This is a genomic window from Streptomyces sp. NPDC059649 (assembly GCF_042734445.1).
GTDB lineage: Bacteria > Actinomycetota > Actinomycetes > Streptomycetales > Streptomycetaceae > Streptomyces.
Window position 1 is genome coordinate 1 of record NZ_JBHWDV010000029.1, and the last position, 18,312, is coordinate 18,312.

At 73.8% G+C, this 18,312-nt stretch carries 14 protein-coding genes; 9 read left to right on the top strand and 5 right to left on the bottom strand.

Annotated elements, in window-relative coordinates; translation table 11 throughout:
• Positions 1–413: 413 nt before the first annotated feature.
• Both ACFV1J_RS26065 and ACFV1J_RS26070 read left to right on the top strand, forming a co-directional pair.
• A complete protein-coding gene (locus ACFV1J_RS26065) occupies positions 414–1,340 on the top strand; it encodes an aminoglycoside phosphotransferase family protein (protein ID WP_385861854.1) in 927 nt (308 codons plus the stop codon).
• A 48-nt stretch (positions 1,341–1,388) separates the two neighbouring features.
• Complete coding sequence (locus ACFV1J_RS26070) at positions 1,389–2,189, top strand: alpha/beta fold hydrolase (RefSeq protein WP_385861856.1); 801 nt, start codon at positions 1,389–1,391, stop codon at positions 2,187–2,189.
• A 67-nt stretch (positions 2,190–2,256) separates the two neighbouring features.
• Here the strand turns inward: ACFV1J_RS26070 and ACFV1J_RS26075 are convergent, their stop codons facing one another.
• On the bottom strand, positions 2,257–4,467 hold the full coding sequence (locus tag ACFV1J_RS26075; protein ID WP_385861860.1) for a restriction endonuclease: 2,211 nt from the start codon (positions 4,465–4,467) through the stop codon (positions 2,257–2,259).
• 411 nt (positions 4,468–4,878) lie between these two features.
• Positions 4,879–6,441 (bottom strand): AMP-binding protein, encoded by a 1,563-nt coding sequence (locus ACFV1J_RS26080; protein ID WP_385861862.1) that lies wholly within the window; start codon positions 6,439–6,441, stop codon positions 4,879–4,881.
• 321 nt (positions 6,442–6,762) lie between these two features.
• Between ACFV1J_RS26080 and ACFV1J_RS26085 the strand changes: the two genes are divergently transcribed.
• On the top strand, positions 6,763–8,592 hold the full coding sequence (locus ACFV1J_RS26085; RefSeq protein WP_385861863.1) for an alpha-L-fucosidase: 1,830 nt from the start codon (positions 6,763–6,765) through the stop codon (positions 8,590–8,592).
• Positions 8,593–8,708: 116 nt separating this feature from the next.
• Here the strand turns inward: ACFV1J_RS26085 and ACFV1J_RS26090 are convergent, their stop codons facing one another.
• Positions 8,709–8,882, bottom strand: a complete 174-nt coding sequence (locus tag ACFV1J_RS26090; protein ID WP_385861865.1) for a hypothetical protein — start codon at positions 8,880–8,882, stop codon at positions 8,709–8,711.
• Positions 8,883–9,266: 384 nt separating this feature from the next.
• Between ACFV1J_RS26090 and ACFV1J_RS26095 the strand changes: the two genes are divergently transcribed.
• Complete coding sequence (locus ACFV1J_RS26095; protein WP_385861867.1) at positions 9,267–10,691, top strand: lipase maturation factor family protein; 1,425 nt, start codon at positions 9,267–9,269, stop codon at positions 10,689–10,691.
• On the opposite strand, the gene ACFV1J_RS26100 is transcribed toward ACFV1J_RS26095, so the two are convergent.
• The gene (locus ACFV1J_RS26100; protein ID WP_385861869.1) at positions 10,585–11,673 is read right to left on the bottom strand and encodes a tetratricopeptide repeat protein; all 1,089 of its coding nucleotides are present in this window, start codon (positions 11,671–11,673) and stop codon (positions 10,585–10,587) included. The two genes, ACFV1J_RS26095 and ACFV1J_RS26100, sit on opposite strands and share 107 nt — an antisense overlap.
• Positions 11,674–11,934: 261 nt before the next feature.
• On the opposite strand from ACFV1J_RS26100, the gene ACFV1J_RS26105 reads away from it, so the two are divergent.
• Positions 11,935–13,152, top strand: coding sequence for a lactonase family protein (locus ACFV1J_RS26105; protein WP_385861871.1), 1,218 nt, complete (start codon positions 11,935–11,937; stop codon positions 13,150–13,152).
• Between the two features lie 86 nt (positions 13,153–13,238).
• On the opposite strand, the gene ACFV1J_RS26110 is transcribed toward ACFV1J_RS26105, so the two are convergent.
• Positions 13,239–14,009, bottom strand: a complete 771-nt coding sequence (locus ACFV1J_RS26110; protein ID WP_385862002.1) for a PaaX family transcriptional regulator C-terminal domain-containing protein — start codon at positions 14,007–14,009, stop codon at positions 13,239–13,241.
• Positions 14,010–14,145: 136 nt separating this feature from the next.
• Here ACFV1J_RS26110 and ACFV1J_RS26115 point away from each other — a divergent pair, with 136 nt between their 5' ends.
• From ACFV1J_RS26115 to ACFV1J_RS26130, 4 genes are all read left to right on the top strand, one after another.
• Positions 14,146–15,873: an acyl-CoA dehydrogenase family protein gene (locus ACFV1J_RS26115; protein ID WP_385861873.1), complete on the top strand. Its 1,728-nt coding sequence runs from the start codon at positions 14,146–14,148 to the stop codon at positions 15,871–15,873.
• Positions 15,873–16,706: a crotonase/enoyl-CoA hydratase family protein gene (locus ACFV1J_RS26120; protein WP_385861875.1), complete on the top strand. Its 834-nt coding sequence runs from the start codon at positions 15,873–15,875 to the stop codon at positions 16,704–16,706. The genes ACFV1J_RS26115 and ACFV1J_RS26120 overlap by 1 nt, the downstream gene beginning before the upstream one ends.
• Before the next feature lie 41 nt (positions 16,707–16,747).
• Positions 16,748–17,599 carry an alpha/beta fold hydrolase gene (locus tag ACFV1J_RS26125; protein WP_385861877.1) on the top strand — a complete coding sequence of 284 codons (852 nt, stop codon included), beginning with the start codon at positions 16,748–16,750 and terminating at the stop codon, positions 17,597–17,599.
• A gap of 111 nt (positions 17,600–17,710) precedes the next feature.
• Positions 17,711–18,217, top strand: a complete 507-nt coding sequence (locus ACFV1J_RS26130) for a DUF1990 family protein (protein ID WP_385862004.1) — start codon at positions 17,711–17,713, stop codon at positions 18,215–18,217.
• Positions 18,218–18,312: the final 95 nt, after the last annotated feature.

Genomic DNA, 18,312 nt, shown 5'->3' on the forward strand with positions numbered 1-18,312 from the left:
ACCGGCCCCGGAGGACCGTCACCGCACCCACCACAACCCAGCCCGCCGCTGGGGGTACCTCCCACGCCCTTTAGGCAGTGGGGGAGCAACGGCGAACAACAACCGCGGCGCCGCAGACAAAAACGTGGGAGGCGCCGCACAGCGCACGCAACGACGGGACACCAGCCAGGGACCACGCACGCCCCCACCAACCTCTCCCCCCAATCACGGGAGGGGCCGCGCCGCAGGACGAAGTCCGGAGGAGCGGCACCGCACCCGACAACCCACGCCCGCCGCCAGGCGCAACGGCGAGAAACCACCGCGGCGGGACGGCCGACAACGTACGCGGCGCCGCAAAGCGCAGCGGAACGGCGAGCAACCCCCGCGGCCGGAAAGCCAGGTACGTGGGCAGAACAACCGAATAGCATGCGTGGATGTCCCGCTTCCCCGCTGACCTGCCCGTTCTTGCGCAGATGCGCCGCACCGCTTCCGGGCGGGAGTGGCTGGAGCGGCTGCCGGGGATCGTCGGTGAGTTGGAACGGCGTTGGGAGCTGCGGCTCGGGCCGCCGTTCCGGGGCGGCAGTTGTTCGTGGGTGGCGCCGGCCGAGCTGCCCGGCGGGGCACCGGCCGTTCTCAAGGTCACCTGGCCGCACCGCGAGGCCGACGGGGAGGGGCCGGCCCTGCACGCCTGGAACGGCCGCGGCGCGGTACGGCTGCTGCGGCGGGCGCCCGAGCTGGGGGCGCTGTTGATCGAGTGGTGCCGGCCCGGCACCGAGCTCGGTGACGCCGCGCTGCCGCCCGCCGAACGGCTCGGCATCGCCACGGACCTGCTGCGCGACCTGTGGTCCGCACCCGCCCCGCCCGACGGCGAGCTGGAGCGCATGGACGCGGTCTGCGCCGAATGGGCCGACCTCCTGGAGGAGCGGATGGACCGGCTGCGGCCCGGATACGACCCGGGGCTGGTGGCGCTCGGCGCCCGGCTGTTGCGCGAACTGCCGCGGACCGCCCGCCGCGAGGTCGTCGTGCACGGCGACTTCAACCCCGGCAACGTGCTGGCCGCGGAGCGCCGCCCGTGGCTGGTCATCGACGCCAAGCCGATGGTCGGCGACCCGGCGTACGATCCGTCCCCGCTGTTGCTGCAGATCGACGATCCCTTCGGGTACGCGGACCCCCGCCCGGTGCTCCGCGAGCGGTATGCGCAGGTCGCCGAGGCGCTGGACGAGGACCCGGCGCGGTTGTCGGCCTGGTCGGTGGCGCGTGGCGTGGAGAGTGCGCTGTGGTGTGCCGCGCATGGTGATGTGGCGGGCGGGGCCGATGAGTTGAGGCAGGTTCAGGTGCTGGCTCGGCTGGCGGGATGGTGAGGGGCGGATCCGGCCGGCCGGAGCCGGGGAACCCCTAGGGTCGGCAGTATGAGTGCGCTTGGGGAGCGGGAACCGGTTCATGTGACGGTGTGGGACGAGGCGACACCCGGGGCGCCGCGGGTGCTGATGGTGCACGGCACCATGACCTGGGGGACGGAGTGCTTCGCGGGGCAGCGGCCGCTGGCCGAGATGTTCCGGCTGGAGCTCGTCGACCGGCGCGGCTTCGGCGACAGCCCGGACATCGCCCGCAGCGACTACGAGACGGACGCCGAGGACGTCCTCGCGCTCCTCGGCCACGGCGCACACCTCGTGGGGCACTCGTACGGCGCGGCCGCCGTGATGCTGGCCGCGTCCGCGCGCCCCGAGGCGGTGCAGTCGCTCACCCTCATCGAGCCGGGCCCGCTGCGCACCGCGGCCGGGCACCCCACCGTGGCGGCCGCGGTGCGGCGGATCCGGGAGGCGTACGGCGCCTTCGACGCCACGGCGATGGACCCGGAGGCGTATCTGCGGCTCTCCACCGAGCCGTACGGGCTGCCGATGCCCGAGCCGACCCCGCGGAAGCTGCGCGCGGTGCGGTCGGCGATGCGCGAACGGCCGGTGTGGGACGCGGAGTTGCCGCTCGGCCGGCTGACCGCGGCCGCGCTGCCCAAGGTCGTCATCAACGGCACCTGGGAGACTGCGCATCCGGCGTACCGGGAGTTCACCGGCGCGGCGCTGGCCGCCTGCGGGGAGTACCTCGCCGAGGCGATCGGCGCCCGCCACGTCCAGGTGAGCGGCGCCGCACACGCACCGCACCAGGAGCGTCCCGACGCGGTGAACGCCGTGCTGACCCGGTTGTGGCAGAGCTGACCCCGGCCCTCGGCTGCCGGGCGCCGGGCGCCGGTCCGGTTCACGGGAGCGGACGCAGGCGGCCGGCTCAGGCGACCTCGATGCCGTACTCCTGCACCAGGGCCGTGAGGCCGCCGGGATAGCCCTTGCCGCCGATGACGAAGTCCCAGTCGCCGCCGGCACGTTGGCGGAAGGAGCCGAGGACCAGTGCGGTCTCGCCGCGTCGCCCGTCGGAGACCTCCAGCTGTCCCTGCTCCTCCCCCGCGGCGTCCAGCAGCCGGATCCGGGCGTCGGTGAAGCCGGAGAGGTCGGCGTCGGGGTCGGCCTGCGGGTCGACGGCGGCGACCAGCACCAGCCGGTCGGCGTCCGGGGGCAGCCCCTCGAAGTGCACCTGCACCGCGGCCCGGTCTGGGGCGGCGGCTGTGGCGGCGGTGGCGGTGGCGGGCAGCATCCGTACCGAACCGTCCGGTGTGCGCGGGTTGTTGTAGAAGACGAAGTGGTCCTCGCTGAGCACGGTGGTGCCCTTGCAGACCAGGGCGCAGACGTCGAGGGCCACGTCCCCGGACCAGGTCATGCCGAGGATGTTGTGGTCCGGAGTCCCGGAGGAGGAGGGGGAGGAGGAGGTGGTGGGGGCAGTGGCCCCCACGGAGGCGACCGGATCGGCGGCGGCGTAGGAGACCGTGGCGGCGTCGGAGGACGTGGCCGCGTAGGAAACCGTGCCCGCGTCGGAGACCGTGGCGTCGGCGAGGTCGGGCGTGCCGAGGCGGCCGCGGAGGCCGTAGCGGGCGAGCAGGTCGACGAGTTCGGGGCCGGCGATCAGGCTGAGCGGTTTGCCGTTGGCGAAGGTGTGCGCGCCGGGGCCGAAGCGGGAGGTGGTCACCAGCACGCCCTTGTTGGCGCCTTCGGCCTGGACCGTACCGTACAGGTCGCGGACCGCGGTGGGCGGGACGGTGTTGCGGTAGCGCTTGACCTGCACGACGATCTTGCCGCCGCGGATCGGGTCGGGGTCCAGCGCGTCCACGTCCACCCCGCCGTCGCCGGACCGCTGGGTGGTGACGGCCTGCATGCCCATCGCGCGGAACAGCTCCGCGATCAGGTTCTCGAAGGCGATCGGGTCCATCTCGTACAGGTCCGGCTCGGCCTCGCCGCCGTGCGAGACGACCGCGTCGGTACCACCGACGTCGCCCGGCAGCCGTCCGGGCCGTACCGCCGTGCGCTGGTCCGGTCGGGCGGCCAGCTGTCCGCGCAGGCCGTCGGTCAGGCACTCCACCGCGCTGACCCGGTCGAGGTGGAGGGCGTCGAAGGCGCTGCGCGGGGCCATGACGGTGGCGAGGTACAGCTGCGCGGGCCGGCCGGTCGCCGGGTCGGCGTCGGCCACGAAGCCGTTGAGGGCCACGGAGTCCAGCGCGCCGTAGGTGTCGGCGGCGAACAGGTCCCGCAACACCAGCAGCATGCTCTGGGCCAGGACGTCTCGGTAGAGCGCCCGGCGCTGGGCGGCCGGCCGGGCGGTCTCCTTCTCCTGGTCGGCGGTGGCCTGGTACCGGACGGCCTTGGTCTCCGGAACGACGGCGTAGCCGGGCAACTCCCAGTCCAGGACGAGCTGGCGGGCCGTGGGATCGTAGGCGGCGGTGACCCGGCGGGGGAAGCCCTCCGGCCAGGCGGTGGAGGCGTAGAGCGCGGCGGAGAAGTACTCCACGGCGGCCTCGGCGTCGCCGGTGCGCAGACCGGTCAGCAACTCCTCGATGCCGGCGTTGTGCCGCCGGATCTCCGCCAGCGCACCGGCGGCCCACTGGTCGTACTGGCGGCGGTACGCGGCGAGTTGGTTCTGCCGCTGGTGTTCGGCGGCCTGGGCGGCGTACCAGTCCTGTTCGTACCGGGCGCGGGCCTCTTCCTGCGCCCGGTCGCGGCGGGCCGCGCCCAGGTGCCAGCCGCCGCCGGAGGGCGTCTGATAGCGGGCCGGGTCGGGCATCGGTACGGGGGTGGCGAGGGCGCCCGGCGCGAACTCCTCGATGCGCTCGGGGCGCAGCAGCGCGGCGGCGGTGAAGGCCGGGGCGCGGCAGCCGTCGGCGAGCAGGCCGGTGAGCGCGGCGACCCGCGCCTCCAGTTCCTCGGTCCGGCGGCGGGCGTCCGCCTCGCGCTGTTGCCGATAGGCCGTCCGGCGTTCCCGGTGCAGTCGCGCCATGGCCCGTTCGGCGTCCCGGGCCTGCCGTTCCTGGTCGCGTTGCGCCTGGGCGTACGCGCGGCGCTGGGCTTCCTCCCGGCGCTGCTGCTGGCGCTGCGCCTCGGCCCAGACGGCCATTAATCCATGGGAACGGCGGCTCATGTCGACTCTTCGTCCTCCCCCCGGGGCGGCGGCCCCCGGAACCCTGTGGAAGCGGCTTCACCAGCACTGTTGCAGCTGACCGTCGCAGTCGACTCTAGCGGGCGCGCGGTGCCGGGACGGTGGCGGGAGGAGACGTTTCCGACCCGGGGCCGGTACGACGGGGGGGACGATGACGACGCGGGGAGGCCCGTCCCCGCAGCGGCCGGCCCGCTCCCGGCGGCCGACCCTCTCCTGACGGCCAACCGCCGCTCGGCGACCGACCTCCGCGCGGCGGCGGCCCCCGAGACGTCGTCATCGGCGGCGGTCCCGGGCACCAGGACGCGGTCGCCCTCGATGTGCCGGGTGCGCAGCGGCAGGATCTCCCGGTTCGGACGGTGACCGACCCCCTCAGATCGTTCCCCCGTGCCCCGCCCAGTACGGGTCCCGCAGCTGGCGTTTGAAGAGTTTGCCGGACTCGTCGCGCGGGAGCCGCTGTTCGAAGACGACGGCCCGTGGGACCTTGTAGCCGGCGAGCCGCTCGGCGACGTGGCCGCGTACGGTTTCCGCGGTGAGCCGTACGCCGGGCTCGGTCTCCAGGTGCGCGGCGAGGACCTCGCCGAACTCCTCGTCGGGGATGCCGAACACCGCGGCGTCCCGTACCCCGTCCAGGGCCAGCAGCGCGGCCTCGATCTCCGCGGGGTAGATGTTGACGCCGCCGGAGATGACCATGTCGTGGCGGCGGTCGCTGAGGTAGAGGTAGCCGTCCGCGTCGAGATGGCCGATGTCGCCGATGGTGACGTAGCCGGGCAGGCCCGGTGCCTCCATGGCGGCGCGCTTGGCCGGGTCGCCGAGGTAGGTGAACTGCGGCCAGTCCTCGGAGGGTTTGAGGTAGATGTCGCCGGGGGCGCCGGGCGGCAGCGGCTGCCCGTCGGGGCCGAGGACGGCGACGTCACCGGTGCCGCTCGCCCGGCCGACGGTGCCGGGGTGGGCCAGCCACTCCACGCTGTCGCACCATGTCACCGCGCCGGTCTCACTGCCGCCGTAGTACTCCCGGAGGACCGGTCCCAGCCAGTCGATCATGGCGTGTTTCACATGCGGCGGACAGGGCGCGGCGGCATGCACCACCGAGGTGAGCGACGACAGGTCGTAGCGCTCGCGGACGTCCTTGGGGAGCCGCAGCAGCCGTACGAACATGGTGGGCACGACCTGTACCTGCTCGATGCGGTGCCGCTCGATCAGACGCAGGAACTCCTCGGCGTCGAACCGCGGCATCAGGGTGATGTCGAGGCCGGCGGCGAGCGCGAGGACGGCGTGCTGGCCGGGGGACGCGTGGTAGAGCGGGGCGGGGATCAGCGTACGGCCGCCGGGCGCCACCGCGAAGTACTCCAGGAACCGCTGTACGGCCTGGCCGAGCCGGTCCGCTGCGACCGGGGCGCGCAGAACTCCCTTGGGGCGCCCGGTGGTTCCGGAGCTGTAGATGACGGTGGGCGGGCGTTCCGCGGCGGGCCGGTCCAGCGGCTCGTGGCCGGCCAGCCACTCCTCCAGCACCGGATGCGTGCCGGTGGGCGGGGGTGCGGCGATGCCGCACGCGGCCGCCACCCCGGCGGGCACCGCCACCTCGACGAGACGGACGCCCTCGGGCAGCACGGCGGCCACCCGGTCCAGCAGGTCGGTGTGGACGAAGACCACCTTGCTGCCGCTGTCGGTGAGGACGTGCCGCAGGTCGTCGTGGCGGAAGTGCCAGTTGACCGGGACCGCGGAGGCGCCGAGCAGGGCGGCGCCGGAGGTGATCTCCAGATGGGCGAGCTCGTTGCGGAGCACCACGGCGATCCGGTCACCGGGTTCGACTCCCGCCTCCCGTAAGCCGGTGGCGATCCGCGCCGCACGGTCGGCGAACTCCGGGTAGCCGCGCTCCTGCCCCGCGCAGCGGAGGGCGGGGGTACCGGTGGCGGGCGGGGCGACGGCTTCCATGGGACCTCCAGTGGGTGCGCCCGGGCGGCTCATTGAACAGCCAACCGGGGTGCTGCACCAGGGCTCCGCGGCACCGTACAGACAAGCGGGACGCCCGACCGTACGCATCTCGGCCAACCTCCCGACGACCGCTTTGATCCGAGCAATGAGCCCGTATTCCGCCCTCAGCGCCCTTACGGGCCCCCGGTTCCGCCCAGATGCTCCGATGTTTGTGGTGTCCGGGGGCTTCCGGTCGCGGGGCCGGGGCTGCACCATGCGGGAGGACACGGGAGGCGCGCGCCCGGTTCGCCGACGGGACCATCCGACCCGAGGGAGCGAGCGATGCACAGCCGCACAAGACCGTTACGGAGACTGGCAGTCGTGGTGGCGCTGGGCGCGCTGCTGCTGACGGCGGGCGGCTCGGGGGCCGCCGCCGCGCCCCCGCCGCGGCCCGCCGAGGGACCCGGGACCAACCACGCGACCGACGACCCCTTCACCGCGCCGCGCACCGCGTGGTGGCGCACGGACCGCTTCGGGATGTTCATCCACTTCGGCGCGTACTCGAACCTGGAGGGCGAGTACACCCGGCCGGACGGGACGGTCTGCCGCAACGCGGAGTGGATCGAGCGGGAGTGCGGCATTCCGCGGGCGGAGTACGAGAAGCAGGCCGCCACCTTCGACCCGTCGGGCTTCGACGCCGAGGCGATCGTCCGGGCCGCCAAGGACGCCGGGCAGCGCTACCTCGTCATCACGTCCAAGCACCACGACGGCTATGCGATGTGGCCGACCCGGCAGAACACCTGGAACCTGCGGGACCACTCCGCCTTCGACAAGCGCCGCGACCTGCTCGCCGAGCTGAAGCGGGCCGCCGACGCCGCCGGCATCACACTCGGCTTCTACTACTCGATCTGGGACTGGCACGACCCCGACTTCGCCGACCCGGCGACCTTCCCGCGCTACCGGAAGCGGATGTACGGCCAGCTCAAGGAGCTGATCGAGAACTACGACCCGGCACTGCTGTGGTTCGACGGCGAATGGGACGCGGACCGCCCCGCCAACCACTGGTCCCGCCAGGACGGCGCCGCGCTCCAGGCGTATCTGCACCGGCTGAAGCCGGACCTGATCGTCAACAACCGGGTCGGCAAGCGCGATGTGGTCGACGGTGACTTCGGCACACCGGAGCAGGAGATCCCCGCCGAGCCGGTGGACGGTCAGCTGTGGGAGAGCTGTATGACGCTCAACGACCACTGGGGGTACGCCCGTTACGACAGCAACTGGAAGTCGCCGGCGACCGTGGTCCGCAATCTGCTGGACGTGGCGAGCCGGGGTGGCAACTACCTGCTGAACGTGGGCCCCGACCGGCTCGGCCGGATCCCCGGGCCGTCCGTCGACCGGCTGCGGGAGACCGGTCGCTGGCTGGCCGCGCACGGGCAGGGCGCCGCCGTGTACGGCGCCGGGCACACCGGGCTGGTCTCCGCCCCGTCCTGGGGCGCGGTCTCCCGGCGCGGCGACGAGCTGTACGCCTCGGTCACCTCCTGGCCCGCGGCCGGTACGCCGCTCCACCTGACCGCGCGGGCGCCGTTCGGGATCACCGCGGCCCGGGTGCTGGGCAGCGACCGGCCGGTGAAGGTGGTCCGGGCCGGCGACGGCTTCGACCTCACCCCGTCGGGTCCGGCCCCCGACCCGCTGGCGAGCGTCCTCCGGCTGACGATCCAGCCGCCGCCCGCGGCGCCCGCCGGCACCGGCACCGGGCTGACCGCGCGGAGCTGGGCGAACGACTCCTTCACCGGCCCGCCGGCGGTGACCGGTGTCGATCCGACGGTGAACAAGTCCTACCGCTTCGACGGTTCTCCGGACCCCGGTATCCCCGCCGATCACTTCAGCACGCGCTGGACCGGCTTCCTCCAGCCGCGCTTCGACGAGACGTACACGCTGACCACCGTCTCGGACGACACCGTGCGGTTGTGGCTGGACGGCCGGCTGCTGATCGACAGTACGACGCCGCACGGCCCGCAGGTGGACAAGGCCACCGTCTCCCTGAAGGCCGGCCACCGGCACCGCATCCGGATCGAGCACACGGAGCGGACCGGTGAGGCGTATCTGAAGCTGCTGTGGTCGAGTCCGAGCCAGTCCCAGCAGATCGTGCCGCAGCGCCGGCTCTACCCGGGCTGATCCCCGACCGCGCGGCCCGCGCGACGCCGGCGCCCCGCCGTCCGCGGTGCCTGATCGGGCGTCGGCCCTGACCCTGGAGGGAGCTACCCCAAGGGTCAGGGCCGACGTCCGAGCGATCAGTCGATGCCGCGGAAGATGTGCGGCTCGCCGGGATCGTCGTCACAGCCGGCCAGCCGCACCGGGCCGCAGCGGTCCCAGACTTCGAGGTTACGGACTTCCTTGATCCGACCTGGTCGCTCGCCCCCCTGCTTCAGCCGGGGTTGCTTGGTTTGAACCTTGTGCACAGCCACCACGCACTCCTTCATCGAGGTTTTGGTCCGACGCGGTGGCGCCTTGCTTCACAGAGCGGGAAGTCGGCCAAGGTTTGTGGCGTTCCCGCGACGGGCCAATGGTGTTGGCGTCTCCCAGATAGGTCGTCCGTCGGCCTTCAGAGTAACTACGGCGCTCGCGGCGCGCTCGACGTTTTCCGGCGAGATGGTCATGTCGCCGGAAGGCGGGAACCGCACCCCCTTGGGAGATCGGGCCGACAACGCCATCATGTGAGGTGCATCACACACTCGAACGGCTCTCAGGTTGCTGCATTTGCCCCGATCCGTACGCTGGAGAGTGACGGGAGCGTGACCGCCCGGACAGCGTGTTCCCGGGGGCGCGGCGGCAGTGCTACCCATGGGCGGGTGGCATGGTTCTCGGATTCCGGTTACTGGCTCGGCCGGCTGGTTTTCCAGCGCACGCTGGCCGTTCTCTACCTGCTCGCGTTCCTCGCGGCGGTTCGGCAGTTCCGGGCGCTCATGGGGGCGCGCGGGATGCTGCCGGTGCCCGATTACGTGGCGCGGGTGCCGTTCCGCTTGGCGCCCTCGGTGTTCCACTGGCGCTATTCGGACCGCTTCTTCGCGGGCTGGTGCTGGTCCGGGGTGGTGCTGTCGGCGGCGGTGGCGGCGGGTGCCGCGGATGCCGTACCGCTCTGGGCGTCGATGGTGCTGTGGGCCGTGCTGTGGGCGCTGTACCTCTCCGTCGTGAACGTCGGGCAGACCTGGTACAGCTTCGGCTGGGAGTCGCTGCTGCTGGAGTCGGGCTCGCTGGCGGTGTTCCTCGGCAACACCGACACCGCGCCGCCGGTGCTGACCATGTGGCTGCTGCGCTGGGTGCTGTTCCGGGTGGAATTCGGCGCCGGCCTGATCAAGATGCGCGGCGACCGCTGCTGGCGGGATCTGACCTGCCTCTACTACCACCACGAGACCCAGCCGATGCCCGGCCCGCTGAGCTGGTTCTTCCACCATCTGCCCAAACCGCTGCACCGGGTCGAGGTGGCCGCCAATCATGTCGCCCAACTCGCCCTGCCCGTCCTGCTGTTCACGCCGCAGCCGATCGCCGGCTGGGCCGCGGCCGCGATGGTCGTCACCCAGCTGTGGCTGGTGCTGTCCGGCAACTTCGCCTGGCTGAACTGGGTGACCATCGCGCTCGCCGCGTCCGTCGCCGCACCGCTGTGGGCCCAGCCCGATGCGCCGCTGCCCGCCCCGCCCCTGTGGTTCGAAGTGCTGGTCCTGATCGCCACCGCCGGCGTGGCCTGGCTCAGCTACCGGCCGGCCCGCAATCTGCTCACCCGGCAGCAGATGATGAACACCTCCTACGAGGCGCTGCACCTGGTCAACTCCTACGGTGCCTTCGGCAGCATCACCCGGGTCCGCCGGGAGATCGTCATCGAGGGCACGGCGGACGCGGTGACCGGGCCCGGGACGACCTGGCAGGCGTACGAGTTCCACGGCAAACCGGGTGACGTGCGCCGGCTGCCGCGCCAGTTCGCGCCGTACCATCTGCGGCTGGACTGGCTGATGTGGTTCGCCGCGCTCTCCCCGGCCTATGCGCGGTCCTGGTTCGTCCCGCTCGTGGCGCGGCTGCTGGAGAACGACCGGGACACCCTGCGGCTGCTGCGCAGCAATCCGTTCCCCGACCTGCCGCCGGCCCGGATCCGGGCCCGGGTCTTCCGCTACCGCTTCACGACCTGGCGGGAACTGCGGGAGACGGGAGCGTGGTGGCATCGCACCGAGGAGCGGGAGTTCCTGGCGCCGATCGGGCGGTCAGCTCTGTCCGGAAGGCGATGACCATGGCGCGCGCATGGCGCAGGCCTATGCGGGCGAACTCCTTTTCCAGGTCGGCGAGTTCGGCCAGGGTCTCGTCGAGGTCGCGGCCGAGCCGGGCGCGGGACTTGGCCAGCCCCAGCCGGGACAGCGCCTCCCCGCGCGGTTCCTGCATCGCACGGAACTCCCCCAGCGAGAGGGTGTAGGTGTCCCGCGCCGCGGCGTAACGGCCCGCGCGGTACAGCACGTTGCCGCGCATCTTGTGGTTGTAGGCGAGCGCGCTGGCCAGGTCCATCCGGCGGCAGACCGCCTCCGCCTCGGACAGCAGCGTCAGCGCCCGCTCGGTCTCGCCCCGCACGGACAGCACATCGGCGATCCCCCGCAGCGACCAGGCGCGGCCGCGGGCGTCATCGCCCTCCTCGGCTATCCGGGCGGACTCCTCGAACAGCTCCAGGGCCTTGTCGTAGTCGCCGGTGTTGCGGTGCATCTGGGCGATGCCGGACATCGCCCAGACCGTGTGCCGGGTCTCGCCGTGCGCCCGGGCCTGGGCGAGCAGCTGTTCGTGGAGGTCGGCGACCGCGGCGTAATCGCCCTGTATGCGACCGGTTTCGGCGAGTCCGGCGAGCGCGTAGCCGTGCGCGAGACGGTCGGCGCCGTGGTCGGCCAGCGCGACGGCGTGGGTGAGCAGCCGGCGGGCCAGCGGCAGGGTGCCGCACTGGCGGGCCAGTGTGCCGCCGCTCCACAGTGCCCAGGCCATGGCGCCGGCGTCACCCGCGCTCCGGGCGCTGCGGTAGCTCTCCCGCCAGGCGGCGCCCGCTGCCGCGACCCGGCCGAGCCGCCGGTTGGCCTCGGCGACCGCGAGTCCGGCGCGGGCCCGCTCCAGCGCCGTGCCCGCCTCGGTGCGCGCCCGGCTCGCCGTGGCCAGCACCTCCTCGTAGGAGGAGTTCACGCCCAGTGCCGCGCCCAGCTCGCCCTGATATTCCGGTGCGAACGCCTTGCCGTACATCAATCCGGGACCTCTCGATCATTTCCGTGCTTGATCACGAAACTACGAGCGATCGGGGGTCCGGCGAATCACTCCACGTATGGGTCCTTCCGTACAACTGGAGTGCTACGCAAGGGGTACCTGGTCATCTTGGGGATGTAGGGGTCTCTCAGGGTCGAACCCGGAGGGGACAGGCCGCGGAAGGGCTCCGCCGCCGTTGCACCCTGCGCAATCCGGGTTGCAGCTCTTGCCCGCACGGGCGCCGCGGGCCACCCTGCTCCCATGACGGAAGCGCGCACGGACTCGCGTACAGGGGCGGCGGCCGGAGGCGGGATCGGCCGCCGCAGGTTCCTCGGGACGGTGGCGGTGGGGGCGGTCACGGCGGCCGGTGCGGGGCCGCTGACCGCCGGCGATGCGGCGCCCGCGCGGGCCGGACGCACTGCCGGCCGCCGCCCGCACGGTACCCGCCCGCTCTTCCTGGGCACCTACACCTCGAAGGAGGGCGGCGGCACCGGCATCGGTCTCGCCACGTACGACACCGCGACCGGCCGGATCACCGCCACCGGCGTGGTCCCCGGCGTCCCCGACCCGTCCTACCTCGCCCTCGCCCCGTCCGGCCGCACCCTCTACGCGGTCGACGAGCAGCAGGACGGCCGGGTGACCGCCCTCGCGCTGGCCGCGGACGGCCGGCCCACCGTGCTGGGCGCGCAGTCCACCGGCGGCGCCGGCCCCTGCCATCTGTCGGTGCACCCCGGTGGCCGCTGGCTGCTGAGCGCCAATTACCTCTCGGGCAGCGTGGCCGTCCACCCCGTCGACCGGGCCACCGGAGCCCTCGGGGCGCGCACGGACCTGGTCACCCACGACGCTCCGCCGCCCGGCCCCGGCCAGGACGGCCCGCACGCCCACCAGATCCTCACCGGCCCCGACGGCCGCCACATCCTGGCCGTCGACCTCGGCAACGACACCGTGTACACCTACCGCCTCGATCCCACGGCCGGAAAGCTCACCGAGGTGTCGGCCGCGTCGCTGCGGCCCGGCGCCGGCCCCCGGCATCTGACCTTCCACCCCACCGGGGACTTCGCGTATCTGGCGAACGAGGTGGACAACACGGTGGTGGTCTGCCGCTACGACCGCCGCACCGGACGGCTGACACCCGGCGCACCGCAGTCCACCGGGACCGGCCCCGGCACCAGCTATCCGGCCCAGATCCTGGTCACCGCCAACGGGCGCTATGCGTTCCTCGCCAATCGCGGCCACAACAGCCTCACCCGTTACGCCGTCACGGCGGGCGGGGCGCGGCTCGTCCTGCTGGACACCGTGCCGGTGGGCGGCGACTTCCCCCGGCAGATCGCCTTCTCCCCGGACGAGCGGTGGCTGTTCGCGGCCAACCAGAAGTCCGGCACGGTCACGGTCTTCGCCGTCACCGCCCGCACCGGAACCCTGACTCCTGCCAGGGAACCCTTCGCCGCCCCGCTCCCCGTCTGCGCCCTCCCGCTCTGAACGCCCGCCCCGAACGCCCGGCCTCAACTCCCGCCCCGAACGCCCGGCTTGAACGCCCTTCCTGCTGTCCGGAAAGGGGGCCTCCCCTAGTCGGACAGGTACGGGCGGAGGGCCTGGCGGAGGTCTGCTTCGAAGTGGGCGTAGTGGGTGCGGAGCGGGGTGCCGGGCCAGTCCGGGGGGAGCAGGGCGGCGGGGAGGAGGGGGTCGGCGAGGAGGTGGCGGAGGGCGGCCGCGGCGATGGTGAAGCGGTCGGCGAGGGTGTCGGCGCGGTCCAGAGCGGTCATCAGGGCGCGGGCGTGGGCCGCCCAGGCGTCGAGGTCCCAGAGCCGGGCGGAGAGTGCGGCCGGGTCGTCGTCCGGGGTGGCGGTGAACCAGGTGCACTGTTCGGTGACCACCGCCGGGCGGGGCCGGTCGAGGTTGGCGGGGCGCAGCCAGCTGCCCTCGCGGAGTTCGGCCAGCCGGAGGCCCGCCATGGCCTGTCGCAGCGCGGTGCGTTCCGCGGCGGGGCGGCGCTCGGCCGTGGTGACGACGGCGATCTCCCAGTCCCCGTGCCAGCGGCGGGTGCGCGGCGTACGACTCTCGTCCTGGCGGGCCTGGCGGGCCAGGAGGCGGCTGGTGAGGGCGTAGGTGCCACCGGTCTGCCGCAGGTCACCGGCGGCGACCATGCGGGACAGGGCGACCCGGACGGTGCCCTCGGCGACGCCGAAGAGCTCGCCGACCCGAACCAGGGCGCGCGCGGGCAGGCGCGGCGGATGGTGGCCGAGGAGGGTGCTCAGCACGATCGAGCGGGCGGTGAGCGGCCGCGGTCGGTCGAGGTCGGCGGGGCGGTCGAGGGGGGCGGGGCGGTTGTCGTTCATGGGTGGCTGGGCGTTCATGGGTGGCTGGAGTTTACGGGGCGGCGGTCGGCGGGCCGGTGGTCGGTGGTCGCGGCCGGTCACCGCGGGCGGTATTACATGCTTCCTTCGGGTGTTCGGATTCTGTAATGTCGAGGGTATGACCGTCACCCATGAAGTCGTGAATCAGGCGCCGCCGCTGACCGGGTTCAGTACGGCGGACGAGCCGGCCCTGCTGGAGGCGCTGCGGCGGTACGGCGCCGGGTGGGGCGAGCCGGAGGTGACCGCGCTCGGGGCGCTGGCCGGTTCGGCGGCGGTGCAGGACCAGGCGCGCTGGGCGGAGCAGCAGCCGCCCCGGCTGCACACCCACGACCGGTTCGGGCACCGCGTCGACGAGGTCGAGTTCCACCCGGCCTGGCACCAGCTGATGACCGTGGCGGTGGAGCAGGGCCTGCACGCCGCGCCGTGGACCGATGACCGCCCGGGGGCGCATCTGGTGCGGGCCGCGAAGTTCTACGTCTGGTCGCAGGCCGAGCCGGGACACGGCTGCCCCATCTCGATGACGTACGCCGCGGTGCCCGCGCTGCGTGCCGCACCGGAGCTCGCCGCGCGGTACGAGCCGCTGCTGGCCGCCCGGTCGTACGACTTCGGGCTGCGCGCCCCGCTCACCAAGTCGGGTCTGATCGCGGGCATGTCGATGACGGAGAAGCAGGGCGGCTCCGACGTGCGGGCCAACACCACGCGCGCGGTGCCGGCCGGCGACGGGACCTACCGCCTCACCGGCCACAAGTGGTTCACCTCGGCGCCGATGAGCGATCTGTTCCTGGCGCTGGCGCAGACCGAGGAGGGGCTCAGCTGCTTCCTGGTACCGCGGGTGCTGCCGGACGGCACGCGGAACGGGATGCGGTTGATGCGCCTGAAGGACAAGCTGGGCAACCGCTCCAACGCCTCGTCCGAGATCGAGTACGAGCAGGCGGTGGCGTGGCCGGTCGGCGAGCCGGGCCGCGGGGTGCGGACCATCGTCGAGATGGTGAACATGACCCGGCTGGACTGTGTGCTGGGCTCGGCGGCCGGGATGCGGGCGGGGCTGCGGCAGGCGCTGCACCACACCGCGCACCGGCGGGCGTTCGGGCGGGAGCTGGACCGGCAGCCGCTGATGCGCTCGGTGCTCGCGGACCTGGCGATCGAGTCCGAGGCCGCGACGCTGCTGGGCCTGCGGCTGGCGGCGGCGGTGGACCGGGCGCAGGCCGGGGACGCGCAGGAGGCGGCGCTGCGCCGGGTGGCGCTGGCGGCCGGCAAGTACTGGGTGTGCAAGCGCGGCAGTGCGCACGCCGCGGAGGCGCTGGAGTGCCTGGGCGGCAACGGCTACGTCGAGGACTCCGGCATGCCGCGCCTCTACCGGGAGGCGCCGCTGCTGTCCATCTGGGAGGGGTCGGGCAATGTCGCCGCGCTGGACGTACTGCGGGCGCTGGGCCGGGAACCGGACGCGCTGGACGCGTTCTTCGCCGAGGTGGAGCAGGCGGCGGGCGCCGACCGGCGGCTGGACGCGGCGGTGGCCGGGGTGCGCAAGCTGCTCGGCGAGGCGTCCGGTCCGGAGCGGGCGCAGCTGATGGCGCGTTCGCTGGCGGAACGGATGGCGCTGGTGCTACAGGGTTCGCTGCTGGTCCGGCACAGCGATCCGGCGCTGGCCGATGCGTTCTGCGCGACGCGGCTCGGCGGGGAATGGGGCCATGCGTACGGCACGCTGCCGCCCGGCGCCGGCCTGACGGCGATCCTCGAACGGGTCCGGCCGTGGACGCCGGAGGCGGCGGCCCGGGGCAAGGCGGCCGGGAGCACGACGGCCGGGGTCGCGGCGGTCGGGGGCGCGGCGGTCGGGGGCGCGGCCTGATGTCCGTACGGGTGGAGCGCGCCGGGCCGGTGACGACGGTGGTGCTGTCGCGGCCGGACCGGCGCAATGCCGTGGACGGCGCCACGGCCCGTCAACTCGCCGATGCCTTCCGGGAGTTCGAGGCGGACGACGGGGCGCGGGCGGCGGTGCTGTGGGGCGCGGGCGGCACGTTCTGCTCGGGGGCCGACCTGAAGGAGGTGGGCACCGAGCGCGGCAACCGGGTGGCGGCGGACGGCGACGGGCCGATGGGGCCGACCCGGCTGCGGCTGAGCAAGCCGGTGATCGCGGCGGTGTCGGGGCATGCGGTGGCCGGCGGGCTGGAGCTGGCGCTCTGGTGCGATCTGCGGGTGGCCGAGGAGGACGCGGTCTTCGGGGTGTTCTGCCGGCGGTGGGGCGTGCCGCTGATCGACGGCGGTACGGTGCGGCTGCCCCGGCTGATCGGGGCGAGCCGGGCCATGGACCTGGTGCTGACCGGCCGGCCGGTGCCGGCCGCGGAGGCGCTGGCGATCGGGCTGGCCCACCGGGTGGTGCCGACCGGTACGGCGCGCGCGGAGGCGGAAGCACTGGCCGCCGAGCTCGCCCGTTTCCCGCAGGCGTGTCTGCGCAGCGACCGGGCGTCCCTGCTGGACCAGGAGGGCAGGGACGAGGAGACCGCGATGGCCGCCGAACTCCGTTACGGGCAGGCGGTGTTGGCCGAGGCGCGGCAGGGCGCGGCACGCTTCGCCGCGGGCGCGGGACGGCACGGCACACCGGCCGGGGAGCCGGGCACCTCCGACCGGCCGGACTCCGCGGAACGGGCAGGTCCCGGTGGGCCGGGCGTCTCCGCCCCGTAACCCCCTTGCCGTGATCGTCGCGCGGTCAGGAGGATGGTGCCATGTCTGCCGCCACCTTCACCGCGCCCGACGGGACCGAGCTCAGCTACCACCTGCTGGGCGAGGGCGAACCCCTGCTCTGCCTGCCGGGTGGTCCGATGCGGGCCGCCGCCTACCTCGGCGACCTCGGTGGGCTGTCCGCGCACCGGCAACTGGTGCTGCTCGACCTGCGCGGCACCGGCGACTCCGGCGTACCCGCCGACCCGGCCGGCTACCGCTGTGACCGGCAGGCCGAGGACGTCGAGGCGCTGCGCCGGCACCTCGGCCTGGCGCGGGCCGATCTGCTGGCGCACTCGGCCGCCGGTGACCTCGCCCTCTCGTACGCGGCGCGGTACCCCGAGCGGATCCGTGCGCTGGTGCTGAGCAATGCCCGGGGCCGGACGCTCGGCGTCGACTTCACCACCGAGCACCGTCTGGAGGCCGCGGCGCTGCGGAAGGCCGAACCGTGGTACGAGTCCGCCCACGGCGCCTTCGAAGCCATCTGGGCCGGCACGGCGACCGACGAGCAGTGGGACACCGCCATGCCCTTCTTCTACGGGCGGTGGGACGCGGCCGCACGGGCGCATGCGGCGGCCGAGGTGGCGCAGACCAACGAGGAGGCCGCGGAGCACTACGCGTCGGCCGGCGCCTTCGAGCCCGCCGCCACCCGTGCCGCCCTCGCCGCGCTGCGTGCTCCGGTGCTGTTCCTCGCCGGTGAGCTGGACGGCGGTCCGCTGCCCCGGATCGCCGCCACCATCGCCGGGCTGCTCCCCACCGCCGAGCTGACCGTCCAGCCGGGCGCCGGCCACTACCCGTGGCTCGACGACCCGGACTTCTTCGTCCGGACGGTGGAGGCGTTCCTCGGCCGGGTGTGACGGACGGCCGTGCCGTTCGCGGGCCCGGTCCCGTACGGTGTGGCCCGGCCGCCCGGCGAACGTTGTTGATCACCTGCGGCCGCCCGCGTACCGTCGCCGTTCATGACCGATCTGACCGACCTCAGCTACCCCGAGGTGGGCGCCACCGGACGCTCGCCGTTGCCGCCCGGCTACGACCACCTCCACGAGGAGCTGCCGATCGGCCGGGGCCGCGCGGTGCTCACCGCGGCGGGCGAGGCCATCACCACCTTCGGGATGCACCGGGCGGCGGGCACCGGCATCCGGTCCGACGCCCCGCGGGCCGCCCCCGGCGTGGCCGTGACGGTCTCCCTGGGCGTCGGCCCGCTGCGGCTGCGGGCGCCCTGCCGGGTGGTGTGGACGGCGGACGAGAGGGACCGGATCGGCTTCGCGTACGGGACCCGGGAGGGGCACCCCGAGTGCGGCGAGGAGGCGTTCCTGGCCGAGCTGCGTGCCGACGGCACGGTGTGGTTCACGGTGACCGCGTTCAGCCGTCCCGCGCAGACCCTCACCCGGATCGCCGGTCCGCTCGTCCCGGTGTTCCAGCGGGTCTACGTCCGCCGCCTGGGCCGCACCCTGCGCCGGCTCGCGAGCGGCTGACGGAAGGCGCCGCGTCCGCTTTTCTCACCGCCTGATGCCGTACGGGGACGGGTAGTTACCGACGCGTAGCAAAGGTGTCGCCGATCGCCATACGT

What these genes read in the sequence shown, in the direction of transcription:
- ACFV1J_RS26065 (WP_385861854.1), top strand. Translation starts at nt 414, where the DNA reads ATGTCCCGCTTCCCCGCTGACCTGCCCGTTCTTGCGCAGATGCGCCGC.
- ACFV1J_RS26070 (WP_385861856.1), top strand. Translation starts at nt 1,389, where the DNA reads ATGAGTGCGCTTGGGGAGCGGGAACCGGTTCATGTGACGGTGTGGGAC.
- ACFV1J_RS26075 (WP_385861860.1), bottom strand. Translation starts at nt 4,467, where the DNA reads ATGGCCGTCTGGGCCGAGGCGCAGCGCCAGCAGCAGCGCCGGGAGGAA.
- ACFV1J_RS26080 (WP_385861862.1), bottom strand. Translation starts at nt 6,441, where the DNA reads ATGGAAGCCGTCGCCCCGCCCGCCACCGGTACCCCCGCCCTCCGCTGC.
- ACFV1J_RS26085 (WP_385861863.1), top strand. Translation starts at nt 6,763, where the DNA reads ATGCACAGCCGCACAAGACCGTTACGGAGACTGGCAGTCGTGGTGGCG.
- ACFV1J_RS26100 (WP_385861869.1), bottom strand. Translation starts at nt 11,673, where the DNA reads ATGTACGGCAAGGCGTTCGCACCGGAATATCAGGGCGAGCTGGGCGCG.
- ACFV1J_RS26105 (WP_385861871.1), top strand. Translation starts at nt 11,935, where the DNA reads ATGACGGAAGCGCGCACGGACTCGCGTACAGGGGCGGCGGCCGGAGGC.
- ACFV1J_RS26110 (WP_385862002.1), bottom strand. Translation starts at nt 14,009, where the DNA reads ATGAACGACAACCGCCCCGCCCCCCTCGACCGCCCCGCCGACCTCGAC.
- ACFV1J_RS26115 (WP_385861873.1), top strand. Translation starts at nt 14,146, where the DNA reads ATGACCGTCACCCATGAAGTCGTGAATCAGGCGCCGCCGCTGACCGGG.
- ACFV1J_RS26120 (WP_385861875.1), top strand. Translation starts at nt 15,873, where the DNA reads ATGTCCGTACGGGTGGAGCGCGCCGGGCCGGTGACGACGGTGGTGCTG.
- ACFV1J_RS26125 (WP_385861877.1), top strand. Translation starts at nt 16,748, where the DNA reads ATGTCTGCCGCCACCTTCACCGCGCCCGACGGGACCGAGCTCAGCTAC.